The following is a 14,321-nucleotide window of genomic DNA, read 5'->3' as shown; positions in this document are numbered from 1 at the left end:
CTTGGGTGAGGGTGCGGGCCTTGCGGCGCCCGGGGCCTGGCCCCGTTGTGCCGTCTGGACTAGAGGAACTCCGCGCCAAATGCGGCGTCCCAGTTCATGCCCAGACTCTGGGCAAGGGTACGGTCGGCGGGCAGCCAGTCAATGCCCATGAGGCCGTCTCGGTCGACCCAGCGCAGCTCGGAGTGGACGCCGGGCGTTGCCACGGGCTCCTCTTCCGGCTCGAGCGTGCAGGCGAAGCACTCCATGACCAGGTGGAAGTCCGGGTAGTCGGCCTCCACGACGTCGTAGGGCCACGCGAGCTGCAGGCGGCAGCCGAGTTCCTCGGCCACCTCGCGGCGGCAGACTGCCTCCGCGGACTCGCCCTCCTCGACCTTGCCACCGGGAAACTCCCAGCCGCCGTCTCCCTGGGCGTCGGCCCTCCTGCAGGCCAGAATCCCCTGGTCGGACTTGATGATGGCGGCGGCCACGCGAACGGTCCTCATCCTCACGCCTCCTGCAGCTTGACGACGGCGTACGTGACGTCCGCGCCGTCGGTGAGCTCCACGGCAAAGCCGCCCTCGCAGGGGTGCACCGAGGGGTGGACCTTGTCGCCGAGCCAGGCCATGGTGCGGTACTGGACGGCAATGCGGTGCACGTCAAGGGCATGCCCGAGCTCGGCGAGGGCGTCCAGGGCAAACATGACGTACTGCGCGTTGTTGACGTGACGGTTGGTGTCCAGGTGCTGCTCGCTCACCTGGATGGGCGAGGCCTGCCTGCCCTCGCCCTCCACCTTGATCTTGCGCTCCATGGCAGGCAGGTCCGCACGGGGCTCGTCGCTGAGGTAGACGCGCTGGGAGTCAGGGATGCGGCAGACCTTGCCGGCGTTGCGGTCAAAGAGAAACCACTGCGAGTCCGCGCGGACGACCGGGCGGCCCGTGGAGTCCTCGATGGAGAAGCAGCGCTGGGCGTGCAGGCCCTTGAGGCTGTAGCACCAGGTGCTCGTGCGGATCTTCTCGGCAAAGCGGGGGAGTTCGTCGATCTCTATGAGCCAGCTGCCCAAGATCCAGCCAAGGCCCTGCTCGCCCAGCCAGCCAAGCCCGACCCCCGTCGCCTCCGAGTGGAAGGTCGAGCAGTCCTGCAGGTAGTTCATCATGGAGACAAGGCTCAGGCGCCCGTCCTCGTCGCACTCGCTGTAGCGCACGCGACCGTCAAATGAGTACATGTGACCTCCTTTTTCCACATAAGACCTTATCAGCTTGGCGGCCCTGGGCGGCTGTTAGAATCGCAACTACAGCCAAATGCGAACAATGGGGGACACATGGGCATGGTGAGGTTTGCGACCATCGGCACGAGCAAGATCTGCGAGAGGTTCCTGGACGCCCTTTCCAGGGAGCCCCGGGCCGCGCTGACGGGCTGCTACTCCAGGAGCGGCCAGAAGGCCCGCGAGTTTGCCGACGCCCATGGCGCCGGGCTGGCCTTTGACTCGCTCGGGGAGCTCGCCGCCTGCCCCGAGGTGGATGCCGTCTACGTCTCAAGCCCCAACGCGCTGCACGTCAGCCAGGCCAAGGTCCTCGTGGCCGCCGGGAAGCACGTCCTGGTGGAGAAGTCCCTCGGCGCCAACGAGCGCGAGGCAGCCGGGCTCTTCCGTGCCGCCGACGAGACCGGCGTCGTGGCAATGGAGGCCATGCGCAACCTCCATACGCCCGGCTTTGCCGCCATCGAGCGCGAGGTCGCTGCCCTGGGGCAGGTCCGCCTGGCCCAGATGTCCTTCTCCAAGGTGACGAGCCGCATCGCCCGACTCCGGGCGGGGGAGCGCCTCAACATCTTTGACCCCCGCATGGCCGCGGGGGCCCTGTGCGACATGGGCGTCTATACGGTCGCCCCCGTGGTGGCGCTCTTCGGCCGCCCCGAGCGCGTGGCCGCCTGCGGCGTCACCACGCGCGTGCCCGGCACGGCGGACGACGACCAGTTCAACACCATCGACCTGGCCGGAAGCATCTCCCTGGGCTACCCCGAGGCCGCGGTGGCGCTCTCCTACGGCAAGCTCTCCGACGACCAGCTTTCCTGCCAGGTGCAGGGCGAGAAGGCCACCCTGGTCTGGGACCACGTCGAGGCGCCGGAGAACCTGCGCGTCTTTGACCACGAGGACAAGGGGATGGTGTTTCGCCAGGAGGCCCGCGAGGGCCGTCCCGTCGAGGTGGCGCCCTGCCCCGCCAACGACATGGCCTGCGAGATCGCCGACTTCGTTGACGCCGTCCTGGGCGAGAAGGGCACCGCGCAGATGGTGGCCCGCTTCCGCCAGGTCACGCTCGACACCGCCCACGTCATGGACGAGGCCCGTCGCCAGCTCGGCGTCACCTTCCCGGCTGACCTGGCCTAGCGCCCACGGCAAGGCGCCCCTCTCGCCGCCGTTTGCATGCAAAAGTGGTCGACGGGATGTCTCCCGGCGACCACATTCACATGCAAACCGCGGCGTCCCGCGGTCAGGTCCTACTTGGGAAACGCCACGTCGTCGGTGCCGCCGAAGCGGGAGGCCTGCTCGGCGCGCTGGCCGTAGGGGCTCATGGAGTCCACCACCACGCGGGCCACCCCGGGCAGGGCGTGGGCCTCGTAGCGCGTGACCAGGGCGGGCTGCGAGTCTCCGTCCACCTCGATGGGCACGGGCTTCGAGCACTCCACCACGATGTCCGCGCCGTGGAAGCTCTCGATGTGCGGGCGCCCGATCTTGTTGCCCTCGCGGTCCAGGAGCGCAAAGAGCACCGGGCCCGCGAGCTGGGCCACGCTGCCGACCTCTACCACTATGACGTCGAGCGCGCCGTCGTCCATGTGGCAGTCCGGCACGATCTGCACGTCCCCCTGGATCATGGCGGCGTTTGCCACCAGGCACATGATGCCCTCGCGCTCGTAGGTCTGGCCGTCCACGGTGATGCGGAAGCCCACGACGTCCGGGCGCGGGTTGGCAAGGGCCGCGGCGTAGTAGGCCGCCTCGCCCATGAGCGCCTTGTTGGGAAGGGCCGCCTGCATGAGCTGGGCGTCGTATCCCGTGCCGCTCATGAGGGCAAAGCCGCACTCGTGGGAGGCGCCGTCAACGTCAACCCAGTTGAGAGATCCCAGGTCGAGGTCGGCCACCTGGCCCATGCGGCAGGCGCGCGCGAGCGACTGCGGCTCGGGCGTGTTTCCCAGGTTGGCGTTGAAGAGGTTGGCCGTTCCGGAGGGAAAGGCGCACACCGGAACCCCCGTGCCCGCAAGCGCGTGCATGACGCCGCTCACCGTGCCGTCTCCACCTGAGGCCACCACCACGTCGAAGTCCGTCGCGTCGCGCACGGCCTCCCTGGGGTCGAAGTCGTCCTTCAGCAGCCGGAAGACGCACTCGTCCCCCGGCCTCACGACGGAGCGCTGGAACTGGTAGACGGCGTCCGAGCCAAAGCCGGATTTTGGATTATGAATGATGAGCGTGCGCACGGCTTCCTCCCCAGGTTTCCGTCGCAGGTGGTTGCGGCTATGATTATGCGCTTGGCGGGCCGCGCCGCGGCCGCGCACCACCTGATGGTACCCAAACTCTGCGTCCTGAATCGAGACCACGTGTACATAGCAACCCAAGGGGAGCTCGAAGATTTCTGCCGCGAGGCCGCCGGCGAGCGCGTCATTGCCGTCGACACCGAGTTTCTCCGCGAGAAGACCTACTACCCCAAGCTGTGCCTCGTCCAGGTGAGGGCCGGCGAGAAGATCGCCGCCATCGACCCCATCCTCATTGGCGACCTCGCCCCTCTGGCGAGGATCTTCGAGGACCCCGAGGTCACCAAGGTCTTCCACGCGTGCAGCCAGGACCTGGAGGTCATCCAGTCGGGCATGGGCTGCACCTGCCGCTCGGTCTTTGACACCCAGCTCGCGGCCGCCTTCCTCGGCCTGCGCCAGCAGATCAGCTACGGCTCCCTGGTGGAGTCCTACTGCGACGTGCACCTTGCCAAGGCCGAGTCCCTGACGGACTGGTCGCGCCGCCCGCTCGACCCCGAGCAGCTCACCTATGCTGAGGACGACGTGCGCTACCTCCCCGGCATCTACGAGCGCATGGTCTCCGAGCTCATCGAGCGCGACCGCCTTGCCTGGGTGGCGCCCGAGATGGAGGCCCTGACCGACCCCGCCCACGTGACGCGCGCCCCCGAGGAGGCCTACCTGCGCCTCAAGCGCTCCGGCTCCCTCACCCGCCGCCAGCTGGCCATCGCCCGCGAGGCCTGCGCCTGGCGCGAGCGCCTCGCCGCCTCTCGCGACGTCCCCCGCAAGTGGGTGCTCTCCGACGAGGTCATCGTCGAGGTCTGCAAGCGCGTCCCGCGCGGCACCGACCGCCTGCGCCGCATCCGCGGCACCGAGCAGCTCTCGCCGCGCGACGCCGAGGAGCTCGTGGCCGCCGTCTCGCGCGGCGTGGCCTGCCCCGCGGGCGAGTGCCCCCAGGTCCAGCGCCACGTGCGCCCCTCCGCAGAGACGGAGAGCGTCATCGACCTCATGTACGCCATGCTGCGCGTGATCTCCGAGAAGACCGGCGTGGCCACCCAGCTCATCGCCACCAGGGACGACCTGCAGGACTTCGTGACCAACCGCGGAAAGTCGCGCCTCTCGACCTCCTGGCGCTGGGAGCTTGCCGGCTCCACGCTGGCGCGCTTGCTCGACGGCGAGGTCGGCCTCACGGTCAAGGACGGCCGCATAGAGATGCTCTAGGCCACCTGGGCGGCTTGCGACGCGCCCGGCACCATCCGCGAGGGGCGGTGGGGAGAGGTCCCTGCCGCCCCTCGTTTGCGTCCGGCCCTTGGGGTATAAGAGAACGTGCTGTCACTTCGATTGGAGCATCGCATGCCCTACTACGGCTACTACTACGGCGCTGACCTCGGCTACTATGCCGTGGTTCTCGCCTCCATCGTCCTGGGAGGCCTCGCGCAGGCCTTCATCAAGTCCACGTACCGCAAGTGGTCAAACGTCAGCGCCTCCATCCCTGGCACCGGCGCCGAGGTCGCGCGCCGCATGCTCGACGAGGGCGGCGCCTCCAACGTGGGCATCACCCGCGTCGGCGGCGAGCTCACCGATTACTTTGACCCGCGTGACGAGAAGCTCCACCTCTCCGACGCCAACTTCGGCGGTTCCTCGGTGGCCTCCGTCGCCGTGGCGTGCCACGAGGCGGGACATGCCGTCCAGCGCCAGAGGGGCTTTGCCATGTACCGCCTTCGCACGGCGCTGGTGCCCGTGGTCAGCGCCGCGGAGAGCCTCTGGACCGTCGTCCTTCTGGCCGGCGTCTTCCTTAACGCCTTCGGCCTGGTGAAGGTCGCCATCGCGCTCTACGCGGCCACCGTGCTCTTCTCGCTGGTGACGCTTCCCGTGGAGATCGACGCCTCCCGCCGCGCCGTCGCCTTCCTGAGGGACCGCGGCACCGGCCTAGACCAGAGGGGTGCCCGCCAGGTGCTCGTGGCGGCTGCGCTCACCTACGTGGCCTCTGCGCTCGTCTCGGTGATCCAGCTCGTGTACCTGCTGCAGCGCTATGCAAACAGGGAGGAGCGCTAGCATGGCCGAGGACGTCACGCTCTCCGTCTCGGACGCGGTCGAGCTTGCGAAGGGCCAGGTCTCCCGCTGGCCGTCCATGACCGTCGTGGGCGAGGTCTCGGGCTTCCGTGGGCCCAACGCCCGAAGCGGCCACTGCTACTTCGAGGTCAAGGACGGCGGCGCCTCGATGTCCGTCATCGTCTGGCGCGGCACCCACCAGAAGCTCTCCTTTGAGCTCAGGGACGGTCTCGAGGTCCAGCTCACGGGCAAGTTCGACATCTACAAGGGCTCCGGCCGCATGTCCTTCGTCGCCAGCCGCGTGGAGGCCTCGGGCGAGGGCCTGCTGCGCCAGCGCATCGCCGAGCTCGCTCGCAGGCTCCAGGTCGAGGGCCTGATGGACGACCGCCGCAAGCGGCCAATCCCGGCTTTCTGCTCGCGCGTCTGCGTGGTGACGTCGCTCTCCGGATCCGTCATCGAGGACGTCAAGCGCACACTGGCCCGCAGGAACCCGCTCGTGCTCATCGACGTGGCGGGCGCGAGCGTCCAGGGCCAGCAGGCACCCGCCTCCATCGTCCGCGCCCTCGGTGTCGCCGCGGCGTCGCGCCCCGACGCCATCCTTCTCGTTCGTGGTGGAGGGTCCCTGGAGGACCTCATGTGCTTCAACGACGAGCAGGTCGCGCGTGCCATCGCCGACTGCCCCGTGCCCGTGGTGACGGGCATCGGCCACGAGCCCGACGTCACCATCGCGGACATGGTGGCCGACCGCCGCTGCTCCACGCCCACCGCGGCTGCCGAGTCCGTGGCTCCGGCCATCGACGAGGTGGAGCGCCAGATGAACCAGAGACACGTGCGTCTCGGCCGCTCCATGGCGGCGCTCCTCGAGACGCGCGAGGCGTCCGTGGAGTCGCTCGCGCGTCTCTCGGCAAACGCCATGGGCGCGCGCCTTTCTCGCCTGGAGGTGCAGGTAGAGGGGCTGGGCGCCCGCAGGTGCCTGCAGGACCCCATGGCCCCGCTGGAGTCCCGCGCGGCCGACCTCGCCCAGACCGAGGAGCGCCTCCACGACGCCATCCCCAGGAGCCTCTCCCGCAAGGCCGAGGAGCTCTCGGGCCAGGCGTCGCGGCTGCGCGGGCTTGCCCCGCGCATGCTGCGCCCGGCCGAGGCGGAGCTGGGCCGGCTTGCCGGGACCCTCGACGCCCTGAGCCCGCTTAAGGTCCTCTCGCGTGGCTACGCCATAGCCACCGACGAGGCCGGCCACGTCATCAAGGAGGCCTCGGAGCTCCGCCCCGGCCAGCCCGTGGGCATCCGCCTGGGCTCGGGCCGCGTCAGCGCGCAGGTCACCTCAGTAGAGTGAGAAAAGGGGATGATCCCTTTTTTGTCCAAGCATCAGATTTCCCTGAGAGGAGAACCACCATGGCAGACCAGAAGAGCATCGAGGACATGACGTTTAAGGAGGCCTCCATCGAGCTGGAGCAGATCGTGCGCTCGCTCGAGGCGGGAGACCTCGAGCTCGAGGAGTCCCTCGAGCGCTACGGCCGCGGCGTCGAGCTGCTGCGCAGCCTGAGGGAGCGCCTGTCCAACGCGGAGCAGAAAGTCCGCGTGCTCCTCGACGAGGCGGGGGAGACCGCCGTCACCACCGACACCGCCTCCGCGCCCTCCACGGCCTATCTGGACGACTAGAATCAAGGCACGCCGGCCCGCCGGGCCGCGAGCATAGCAAGGAGAGAACCCATGTCTGACTGCATCTTCTGCAAGATCGCCAACGGGGAGATCCCCACGGACCTCCTCTACGAGGACGCCAACGTGGTAGCCTTCCGCGACCTCAACCCGCAGGCACCCACCCACGTCTTGGTGGTCCCCAAGGCCCACTACGCAAACATCGTGGACGGAGTTCCGGCCGAGGTCCTGAAGTCCATGGCCAATGCCGTTGAGGCCGTGGCTGCCTCCGAGGGCATCAGGGACTCCGGCTTCCGCTGCATCATGAACACAGGAGCCACGGCCGGCCAGACCGTCATGCACCTGCACATGCACGTCCTCGGCGGCGCCCCGCTCGGCGAGGGCCTTCTTCCCAAGGAGGCCTAGCATGGAGTCACGCGTCTCCGACTGCGCCGCCCGCCACGCCCGCGGCTTCAACTGCGCGCAGGCCATCGCCTGCACCTACGCCGACCTCGTCGGCGCCGACGAGAAGACCATGTTCGCCGCCACCGAGGGCCTGGGCCTTGGCATGGGCGGCATGCAGGGCACCTGCGGCGCGCTCTCCGGCGCCTGCGTGATCTGCGGCCTGGCAAACAGCTGCGCCGACCTGGAGGCCCCCACCAGCAAGGCGGCCACCTACAAGGTCTCCCGCGAGCTCGTCCGCCGCTTTGCGGAGGTCTCGGGCGCCACGCGCTGCGCCGACCTCAAGGGCGTCGAGACGGGCCAGGTGCTGTGCTCCTGCCCCCAGTGCATAGAGAACGCCGCCCGCATCCTCGAGGACGTCGTCTTCGCCGACGCCGAGTAGCCGACGCGCCCCGTTCCCCTTGGCACGCGCCGCGGGCAATTCTCGCCAAGTGAAAGTCCTGTGATAGCCCCGCGAGGGGCTATCCTAGGTCTACGTGTGTATGTTCATGAGGAATCGATTCCTCACACGAGAGGAGAGCAATGAACGTCCTAGTCATCAATGCCGGCAGCTCGTCCCTTAAGTACCAGCTGCTCAACGTGGACACCCGCGAGGTCTACGCCAAGGGCAACTGCGAGCGCATCGGCATCGACGGCTCCTTCATCGGCCACGAGGAGAACGGCTCCGGCAAGCAGAAGCTCGAGGTCGCCCTTCCCGACCACAAGACCGCCATCAAGCACGTCTTTGAGATCCTGAAGGCCGTGGACGCCCCCATCGACGGCATCGGCCACCGCGTGGTCCAGGGCGGCTGGTACTTCCCCGAGTCCGCCGTCGTCACCGACGAGACCCTGGGCTGGGTCCGCGAGGTCGCGCCTCTGGCTCCCCTCCACAACTACGCCGAGGCCGACGTCATCGAGATCTGCCGCGACATGTTCCCCGAGCTGGGCAACGTCATCGTCCCGGACACCGCGTTCCACTACAACATGCCGGCCGAGGCCCACAACTACGCCCTGCCCAAGGAGGTCGTCGACAGCCTGCACATCCGCAAGTACGGCGCCCACGGCACGAGCCACCGCTTCATCTGGCGCTCCGTCGATGAGGCCTCCGGCCACACCGCCCACAAGGTCGTGAGCTGCCACCTCGGCTCCGGCGCCTCCCTGTGCGCCATCGAGGACGGCAAGTGCATGGACACCACGATGGGCCTCACCCCGCTCGACGGCCTGATCATGGGCACCCGCTGCGGTACCGTCGACCCGGCCACCGTCTTCTACCTCTCTCGCGAGGGCCACTACTCCATCGACGAGATCGACACCATGATGAACAAGCAGTCCGGCCTGGCCGCCATCTCCGGCGTCTCCAGCGACTGCCGTGACATCGAGGCCGGCGCCAACGAGGGCAACGAGCGCTGCCAGATGGCCATTGACATGTGGAGCTACCGCGTGGCCTCCCAGTTCGCCACCATGGTCCAGGCCATGAACGGCGTCGACACCATGGTCTTCACCGCCGGCGTGGGCGAGAACTCCGCTCGCATGCGCAAAGAGGTTGTGAACCGCCTCGCCTGGATGGGCGTCCAGATTGACGATGACAAGAACGCCGTCCGCTCCGACGACCCGCGCGAGATCTCCACGCCCGACTCCAAGATTCACGTCTGGGTCATCCCGACCAACGAGGAGTACATGATCGCCCTTGACGTCAAGGAGCTCCTCGGCAAGTAGGCTCCTCTTCAACGAAGCGCCTCAAGGTCCCCACGTCCTTCTCGGCGCGGGGGCCTTTTTTGTCCCATTCCCGGTGTGCGCACCGTGAACGCTCTATTACGTAGCCGCCAGGTAGGAATTAGACACCACTGCGGTTGGGTAAAGTAACGTCTAACGTCCCGACCAGCTCTGTATCAGGGGACAAGATCAGGGAGGAACACTCATGAACAAGAAGAACCTCATGCTTGACCGCCGCCAGGCCCTGGGCCTCGGCGCCGGCATGTTTGGCGCCGCCGCGTTGGCCACCCTGGCCGGCTGCTCCGACGGCCCCTCCGAGCCCGCCTCCAACGGCGGCTCCGACGCCGCCCAGACCTCCAACACCGACATCGACAAGGACGCCTTCGACAAGCTTGTCGCCACCGTCGAGCCCGCCGATGACGCGACCATCGAGGCCAACGCCTGGGCCAAGGCCATCAAGGAGGCTGGCACCTTCCGCCTGGGTGCCACCCGCACCTCCGTGCTCTTCTCCCAGCTTGACGAGACCACGGGCAAGGTCTACGGCTTTGACGCCGCCATCTACCTGAGCCTCGTCCGCTACATCCTGGGCGACGAGACCAAGTACGACTACACCCAGATGACCTCCGACACCCGCGAGTCGGTCCTTCAGAACGACAACGTGGACGCCGTCTTTGCCACCTACTCCATCAACGAGAAGCGCAAGGAGGTCATCTCCTTCGCCGGTCCGTACTTCACCACCCAGCAGGGCATCCTCGTTGCCGCCGACAACCAGGACATCAACGGCCTCGACGACCTCAAGGGCAAGAAGGTCGCCGTCCAGTCCGGCTCCACGGGCCCGCAGGTCGTCGAGGAGTTCGCCCCCGAGGCCGAGCTCCAGGAGTTCTCCAAGGACGACGAGTGCCGCGCCGCCCTGGAGCAGGGCCGCGTCGACGCCTACGTGGTCGACATGACCCTCCACATGGGCAACGTCGTCAAGAACCCCGGCAAGTACCGCATCGCCGGCGACGCCTTCGGCCCCGAGGACAAGTACGGCATCGGCCTCAAGCTCGGCTCCGACGGCGTGGACTTCGTCAACGCCTTCCTCGAGAAGTTCGAGAAGGACGGCAAGTGGGCCGACTTCTACAAGATCTGCATCGCCGATCGCACGGGCGTCTCCACCGTTCCCGAGCCTCCTGCGATTGGTGCCTAGCCTTTTGATTCTTTGGGCATATAACCAAAGATGACCGGCGGCCCAGGCTGCCATCCGGGGCCTTCCGTCCCAGCGAAGACGGAAGGCCCCTCGCATGTAAGGAGGAACGATGGGGCTCTCAGAGCTTCTCTCAACCTACGGGCCCAACTACCTCACGGCCCTTCTCACTACCTGGCGGATCACGGCCGTCTCGTTCGTGCTCGTCATGGCGCTCTCCATCCTGATCACGGTGCTGCGCGTCTGCCCGTTCAAGCCGCTGCGCGTCTTCGGCGACTTCTACGTGCAGGTGTTCCGCAACATCCCCGGCGCGGTCCTCATCCTCATCGTGGTGTACGCGCTGCCGCACCTCAAGCTCGTGCTTGACTACGAGCCCAGCGTCGTGCTCTGCACGGTGCTTCTGGGTGCGTCCTTCGGGTCCGAGAACTTCATGACGGGCATCAACACCATCGGCGTGGGGCAGATCGAGGCCGCGCGCTCCATCGGCCTCTCCTTCACGCAGATCCTGCGTCATGTGGTCATCCCGCAGGCGCTGCGTTCCACCGTGCTGCCCATGACCAACCTGTTCATCGCCGTCATGCTCACCACGGCCCTGGGCTCCCAGGTGCCCATGACCCCGCAGGAGCTCACCGGCCTGGTCTCCTACATCAACACGCGCGAGTCCGCCGGCGTGGTCACCTTCGCGCTCTCCGCGTGCGGCTACATCGGCACCGCCCTTGTCGCCGGCTTCGTGGGCAACAAGATCGACCAGAAGGTCAGGGTGATGCGCTAATGGCCAAGACGCAGTCCACTATGACCATGCGCGACGCCCTCTACGAGGCGCCCGGCCCCAAGACCCGCCGCAAGATGGTCGTGGGCACCGTGGTCTCGCTTGCCGCCGTGGTCGCGCTTCTCGCCTTCGCGGTGTACCGTTTCTGGGTGACGGGGCAGCTCTCCTCCAGGTACTGGGAGCTCTTCAGCTGGAGGACCACGTGGATCTACCTCGGCCGCGGCCTGGTGGGCACCTTCCAGGTGGCCCTCACCGCGGGCGTTATCTCGCTCGTGCTGGGCATGCTCCTCATGCTAGGGCGCATCAGCCACGTGAGGCCCCTCTCGGTCCTCTGCGCCATCCTCACCAACTTCTTCCGCGGCGTCCCGAGCCTGCTGTTCATCTACGGCTTCTTCTTCGTGGTGCCGAGCCTGGGGCTCAAGATGGACTCCTTCTGGATGCTCACCATCCCCATCTCGCTTGCCGCGTCCGGCGTCCTCGCCGAGGTCTTCCGCGCCGGCGTCAACGCCGTGCCGCGTGGGCAGACCGAGGCGGGTCTGTCCATCGGACTCTCGCGCTGGAAGGTCAAGACCAAGATCGTGCTGCCGCAGGCCATCCGCTTCGTCATTCCGTCGCTCATCAGCCAGCTCGTGGTCGTGGTGAAGGACACGGCCCTTGCCTATGTGGTCACCTTCCCCGACCTCATGCAGAACGCCCAGGTCCTGCGCACCAACTACGACGCGCTTGTCTCCACGTACCTCGTGGTGGCCGTCATCTACATCCTCATCAACTACCTTATCAACAAGGCTTCCGTGTACGTCTCGCACCGCATGGGCGTCAAGATCATCCGCTAGCCCGCCCACTTGGATAGGAGAGACATGACCCAGAACAACCAGGGCAAAGAGCCCATCATCGAGCTCCGCCACGTGGAGAAGCACTTTGGCGACCTTCACGTCCTGAAGGACATCAACCTCGAGGTCGACCGCGGCGAGGTGCTCGTGGTCATCGGTCCGTCTGGCTCCGGCAAGTCAACCATGTGCCGCACCATCAACCGCCTGGAGACCATCGACTCCGGCGAGATTCTCATCGAGGGCAAGCCTCTGCCGCAGGAGGGCCGTGAGCTCACTCAGATGCGCGCCGAGCTTGGCATGGTCTTCCAGAGCTTCAACCTCTTTGCGCACATGACCATCCTCGAGAACGTGACCCTCGGCCCCATCCAGGTCCTGGGCATGAAGAAGGAGGAGGCCGAGAAGGTGGCCATGGACCTTCTGACCCGCGTTGGCGTGGCAGAGCAGGCGCACAAGGTGCCGGCCCAGCTCTCCGGTGGCCAGCAGCAGCGCGTGGCCATCGCCCGGTCGCTTGCCATGCACCCCAAGGCCATGCTCTTCGACGAGCCCACGAGCGCCCTTGACCCCGAGATGATCAACGAGGTCCTGGACGTCATGGTTAAGCTTGCCCGTGAGGGGATGACCATGATCGTGGTCACGCACGAGATGAACTTCGCCCGCCGCGTGGCCGACCGCGTCATCTTCATGGCCGACGGCCAGATTGTCGAGACGGGCACGCCCGACGAGTTCTTCGACAACCCCAAGACCGAGCGCGCCCGTGACTTCCTCAACTCCATCAAGGGGCACTAGGGTCCGCTCGTCCCAGGTGCGCTAGGCTCCATCTGATAACTAACTTCATCAAAGGAAAGGTCGCTTCATGTCCCGCCGCACTTCTCGCCCGCTCATCCTGGTCGCCCCACGCTTCGAGCCCGGCCGCATCTACCGTGACGAGCAGCTGAGCCCCAACGAGGCCACCACCAAGTGCTACGTTGACGCCATCTTTGCGGCGGGCGGCCTTCCCCTCATGATGAACCTCCCCAACGACCTCATGGAGGCCGAGGAGCTCATGCACGAGTACGTGGAGCTGGCTGACGGCATCTGCCTTCCGGGCGGTCCCGACGTGCACCCGACGTGCTGGGGTGACGAGAAGGACTACGAGGGCTGCACCTTCTGCCCCGCGCGAGACACCTTCGAGCTGCCGCTTCTTCGTTACGCCGTCGAGGTGGACAAGCCCCTCTTCACCATCTGCCGCGGCACCCAGGCGCTGAACGTCGCCCTGGGCGGCACCCTTTGCATGGACGTCCCTAACTACCCGCGCACGCCGGGCGCCGAGGTGCACGACCACGTAAACAGCCTGCACCAGACCTCGCACCCCGTCGAGGTCGACGAGGGGAGCCTCCTGTGGCGCGCCAACGGCGGCCGCACCGGCTACCAGGTCAACTCCGCGCACCACTGCTGCGTGGACGAGCTGGGCGAGGGCCTGGTCCTCACGGCCCACTCCGACGATGGCGTGCCCGAGTGCATCGAGCGCCCGGACAGGCACTTTGTGCTCGGCGTGCAGTGGCACCCGGAGTACACGTGGTACCGCTCGGAGCCCGACATGGACCTGTGGAGGGCGTTCGTGGCCGCAGCCGCCGAATAGGGCGGTCGCAGCGCCGCCGGGTAGGCGAGAAGTACGTTTTGCCCGACCGTCGCACGCGTCTGAGTGTTTCTCTTCGGCTCAGTCCTCGCTTCAAAGAGCGAAGCTGCGGAAGTCGCCGACGAGAAACACCCGGGCGCGTGCTGCGTTGATCCGGACGTACTTCTCGCCGGCGGCGCGGCGAGCGAACTTACCGGCGGGTTGGGTGTGGGGTCTCCCTCAATACTCCTGAATGCCGTTCGACTAAAACAGTTACCATCTGCGAAATTTAATAATCCGATGTCGTACCCATATTGACGTGGTATCTGAATTAGGTAACCTGTGATTTAGATTAAACCCTAGTTAAGCGCTAAGCCCTTTGATTGACTCTCGGTAATTGGGAGGCATGAAATGGATGAGTTCTTTATCATCTTGTGTAGGCTAAAGCGTCTTCGGTTGAGCTTCCGTCCTGTCATCTTTTGACATTTTGGGAGGTTCAATGAGACGCACGTGGTTGATGCTGGTTGCTCCAAGGGCGGCATCTTCTGGTTCGAAGTCGTAGGTGGAGGTCGTTGCACAAGCGCTGTGTCGGTTTCTCCTCGTATTACCAAAGAGCTGTACTTCACTTCA

Annotated in this window: 16 protein-coding genes; 13 read left to right on the top strand and 3 right to left on the bottom strand. The window is 66.5% G+C overall.

Annotation, left to right across the window (positions count from 1 at the left end):
• Positions 1-59: 59 nt before the first annotated feature.
• The gene (locus DXV50_RS04365; RefSeq protein WP_117204971.1) at positions 60-482 is read right to left on the bottom strand and encodes a (deoxy)nucleoside triphosphate pyrophosphohydrolase; all 423 of its coding nucleotides are present in this window, start codon (positions 480-482) and stop codon (positions 60-62) included.
• A 2-nt stretch (positions 483-484) separates the two neighbouring features.
• Positions 485-1,201 (bottom strand): acyl-[acyl-carrier-protein] thioesterase, encoded by a 717-nt coding sequence (locus DXV50_RS04360; RefSeq protein ID WP_117204970.1) that lies wholly within the window; start codon positions 1,199-1,201, stop codon positions 485-487.
• Between the two features lie 96 nt (positions 1,202-1,297).
• On the opposite strand from DXV50_RS04360, the gene DXV50_RS04355 reads away from it, so the two are divergent.
• On the top strand, positions 1,298-2,359 hold the full coding sequence (locus DXV50_RS04355) for a Gfo/Idh/MocA family protein (protein ID WP_117204969.1): 1,062 nt from the start codon (positions 1,298-1,300) through the stop codon (positions 2,357-2,359).
• 110 nt (positions 2,360-2,469) lie between these two features.
• Here the strand turns inward: DXV50_RS04355 and DXV50_RS04350 are convergent, their stop codons facing one another.
• Entirely contained in the window at positions 2,470-3,441 is a 972-nt protein-coding gene (locus tag DXV50_RS04350; RefSeq protein ID WP_117204968.1) for a diacylglycerol/lipid kinase family protein, read from the bottom strand.
• Between the two features lie 120 nt (positions 3,442-3,561).
• Here DXV50_RS04350 and rnd point away from each other — a divergent pair, with 120 nt between their 5' ends.
• The 12 genes from rnd (at position 3,562) to DXV50_RS04290 (ending at position 13,715) form a co-directional block, all read left to right on the top strand.
• Complete coding sequence (rnd, locus tag DXV50_RS04345) at positions 3,562-4,692, top strand: ribonuclease D (RefSeq protein WP_232817454.1); 1,131 nt, start codon at positions 3,562-3,564, stop codon at positions 4,690-4,692.
• 132 nt (positions 4,693-4,824) lie between these two features.
• Positions 4,825-5,526, top strand: coding sequence for a zinc metallopeptidase (locus tag DXV50_RS04340; RefSeq protein ID WP_117204967.1), 702 nt, complete (start codon positions 4,825-4,827; stop codon positions 5,524-5,526).
• Between the two features lies 1 nt (position 5,527).
• Complete coding sequence (xseA, locus tag DXV50_RS04335) at positions 5,528-6,856, top strand: exodeoxyribonuclease VII large subunit (RefSeq protein ID WP_117204966.1); 1,329 nt, start codon at positions 5,528-5,530, stop codon at positions 6,854-6,856.
• Positions 6,857-6,915: 59 nt separating this feature from the next.
• Positions 6,916-7,182, top strand: a complete 267-nt coding sequence (gene xseB, locus DXV50_RS04330) for an exodeoxyribonuclease VII small subunit (RefSeq protein WP_117204965.1) — start codon at positions 6,916-6,918, stop codon at positions 7,180-7,182.
• 51 nt (positions 7,183-7,233) lie between these two features.
• On the top strand, positions 7,234-7,584 hold the full coding sequence (locus DXV50_RS04325) for a histidine triad nucleotide-binding protein (RefSeq protein ID WP_117204964.1): 351 nt from the start codon (positions 7,234-7,236) through the stop codon (positions 7,582-7,584).
• Position 7,585: 1 nt separating this feature from the next.
• A complete protein-coding gene (locus DXV50_RS04320) occupies positions 7,586-8,002 on the top strand; it encodes a C-GCAxxG-C-C family protein (RefSeq protein WP_117204963.1) in 417 nt (138 codons plus the stop codon).
• Positions 8,003-8,142: 140 nt separating this feature from the next.
• Positions 8,143-9,315, top strand: coding sequence for an acetate/propionate family kinase (locus DXV50_RS04315; protein WP_117204962.1), 1,173 nt, complete (start codon positions 8,143-8,145; stop codon positions 9,313-9,315).
• 202 nt (positions 9,316-9,517) lie between these two features.
• Positions 9,518-10,501, top strand: coding sequence for a glutamate ABC transporter substrate-binding protein (locus tag DXV50_RS04310; RefSeq protein ID WP_117204961.1), 984 nt, complete (start codon positions 9,518-9,520; stop codon positions 10,499-10,501).
• 109 nt (positions 10,502-10,610) lie between these two features.
• Positions 10,611-11,270: an amino acid ABC transporter permease gene (locus DXV50_RS04305; RefSeq protein WP_117204960.1), complete on the top strand. Its 660-nt coding sequence runs from the start codon at positions 10,611-10,613 to the stop codon at positions 11,268-11,270.
• Positions 11,270-12,100, top strand: coding sequence for an amino acid ABC transporter permease (locus tag DXV50_RS04300; RefSeq protein ID WP_117204959.1), 831 nt, complete (start codon positions 11,270-11,272; stop codon positions 12,098-12,100). Before DXV50_RS04305 ends, DXV50_RS04300 begins: the two co-directional genes overlap by 1 nt.
• 24 nt (positions 12,101-12,124) lie before the next feature.
• Positions 12,125-12,883: an amino acid ABC transporter ATP-binding protein gene (locus tag DXV50_RS04295; RefSeq protein ID WP_117204958.1), complete on the top strand. Its 759-nt coding sequence runs from the start codon at positions 12,125-12,127 to the stop codon at positions 12,881-12,883.
• A gap of 67 nt (positions 12,884-12,950) precedes the next feature.
• On the top strand, positions 12,951-13,715 hold the full coding sequence (locus tag DXV50_RS04290; protein WP_117204957.1) for a gamma-glutamyl-gamma-aminobutyrate hydrolase family protein: 765 nt from the start codon (positions 12,951-12,953) through the stop codon (positions 13,713-13,715).
• The last annotated feature ends 606 nt before the right edge of the window (positions 13,716-14,321 follow it).

The sequence above is a fragment of the Paratractidigestivibacter faecalis genome, assembly GCF_003416765.1.
Classification (GTDB): Bacteria; Actinomycetota; Coriobacteriia; order Coriobacteriales; family Atopobiaceae; genus Paratractidigestivibacter; species Paratractidigestivibacter faecalis.
This window is presented reverse-complemented; position numbering and strand designations above follow the sequence as displayed.

Coding starts and splice junctions, on each gene's coding strand:
- DXV50_RS04365 (WP_117204971.1), bottom strand. CDS start 482: ATGAGGACCGTTCGCGTGGCCGCCGCCATCATCAAGTCCGACCAGGGG.
- DXV50_RS04360 (WP_117204970.1), bottom strand. CDS start 1,201: ATGTACTCATTTGACGGTCGCGTGCGCTACAGCGAGTGCGACGAGGAC.
- DXV50_RS04355 (WP_117204969.1), top strand. CDS start 1,298: ATGGGCATGGTGAGGTTTGCGACCATCGGCACGAGCAAGATCTGCGAG.
- DXV50_RS04340 (WP_117204967.1), top strand. CDS start 4,825: ATGCCCTACTACGGCTACTACTACGGCGCTGACCTCGGCTACTATGCC.
- xseA (WP_117204966.1), top strand. CDS start 5,528: ATGGCCGAGGACGTCACGCTCTCCGTCTCGGACGCGGTCGAGCTTGCG.
- xseB (WP_117204965.1), top strand. CDS start 6,916: ATGGCAGACCAGAAGAGCATCGAGGACATGACGTTTAAGGAGGCCTCC.
- DXV50_RS04325 (WP_117204964.1), top strand. CDS start 7,234: ATGTCTGACTGCATCTTCTGCAAGATCGCCAACGGGGAGATCCCCACG.
- DXV50_RS04320 (WP_117204963.1), top strand. CDS start 7,586: ATGGAGTCACGCGTCTCCGACTGCGCCGCCCGCCACGCCCGCGGCTTC.
- DXV50_RS04315 (WP_117204962.1), top strand. CDS start 8,143: ATGAACGTCCTAGTCATCAATGCCGGCAGCTCGTCCCTTAAGTACCAG.
- DXV50_RS04310 (WP_117204961.1), top strand. CDS start 9,518: ATGAACAAGAAGAACCTCATGCTTGACCGCCGCCAGGCCCTGGGCCTC.
- DXV50_RS04305 (WP_117204960.1), top strand. CDS start 10,611: ATGGGGCTCTCAGAGCTTCTCTCAACCTACGGGCCCAACTACCTCACG.
- DXV50_RS04300 (WP_117204959.1), top strand. CDS start 11,270: ATGGCCAAGACGCAGTCCACTATGACCATGCGCGACGCCCTCTACGAG.
- DXV50_RS04295 (WP_117204958.1), top strand. CDS start 12,125: ATGACCCAGAACAACCAGGGCAAAGAGCCCATCATCGAGCTCCGCCAC.
- DXV50_RS04290 (WP_117204957.1), top strand. CDS start 12,951: ATGTCCCGCCGCACTTCTCGCCCGCTCATCCTGGTCGCCCCACGCTTC.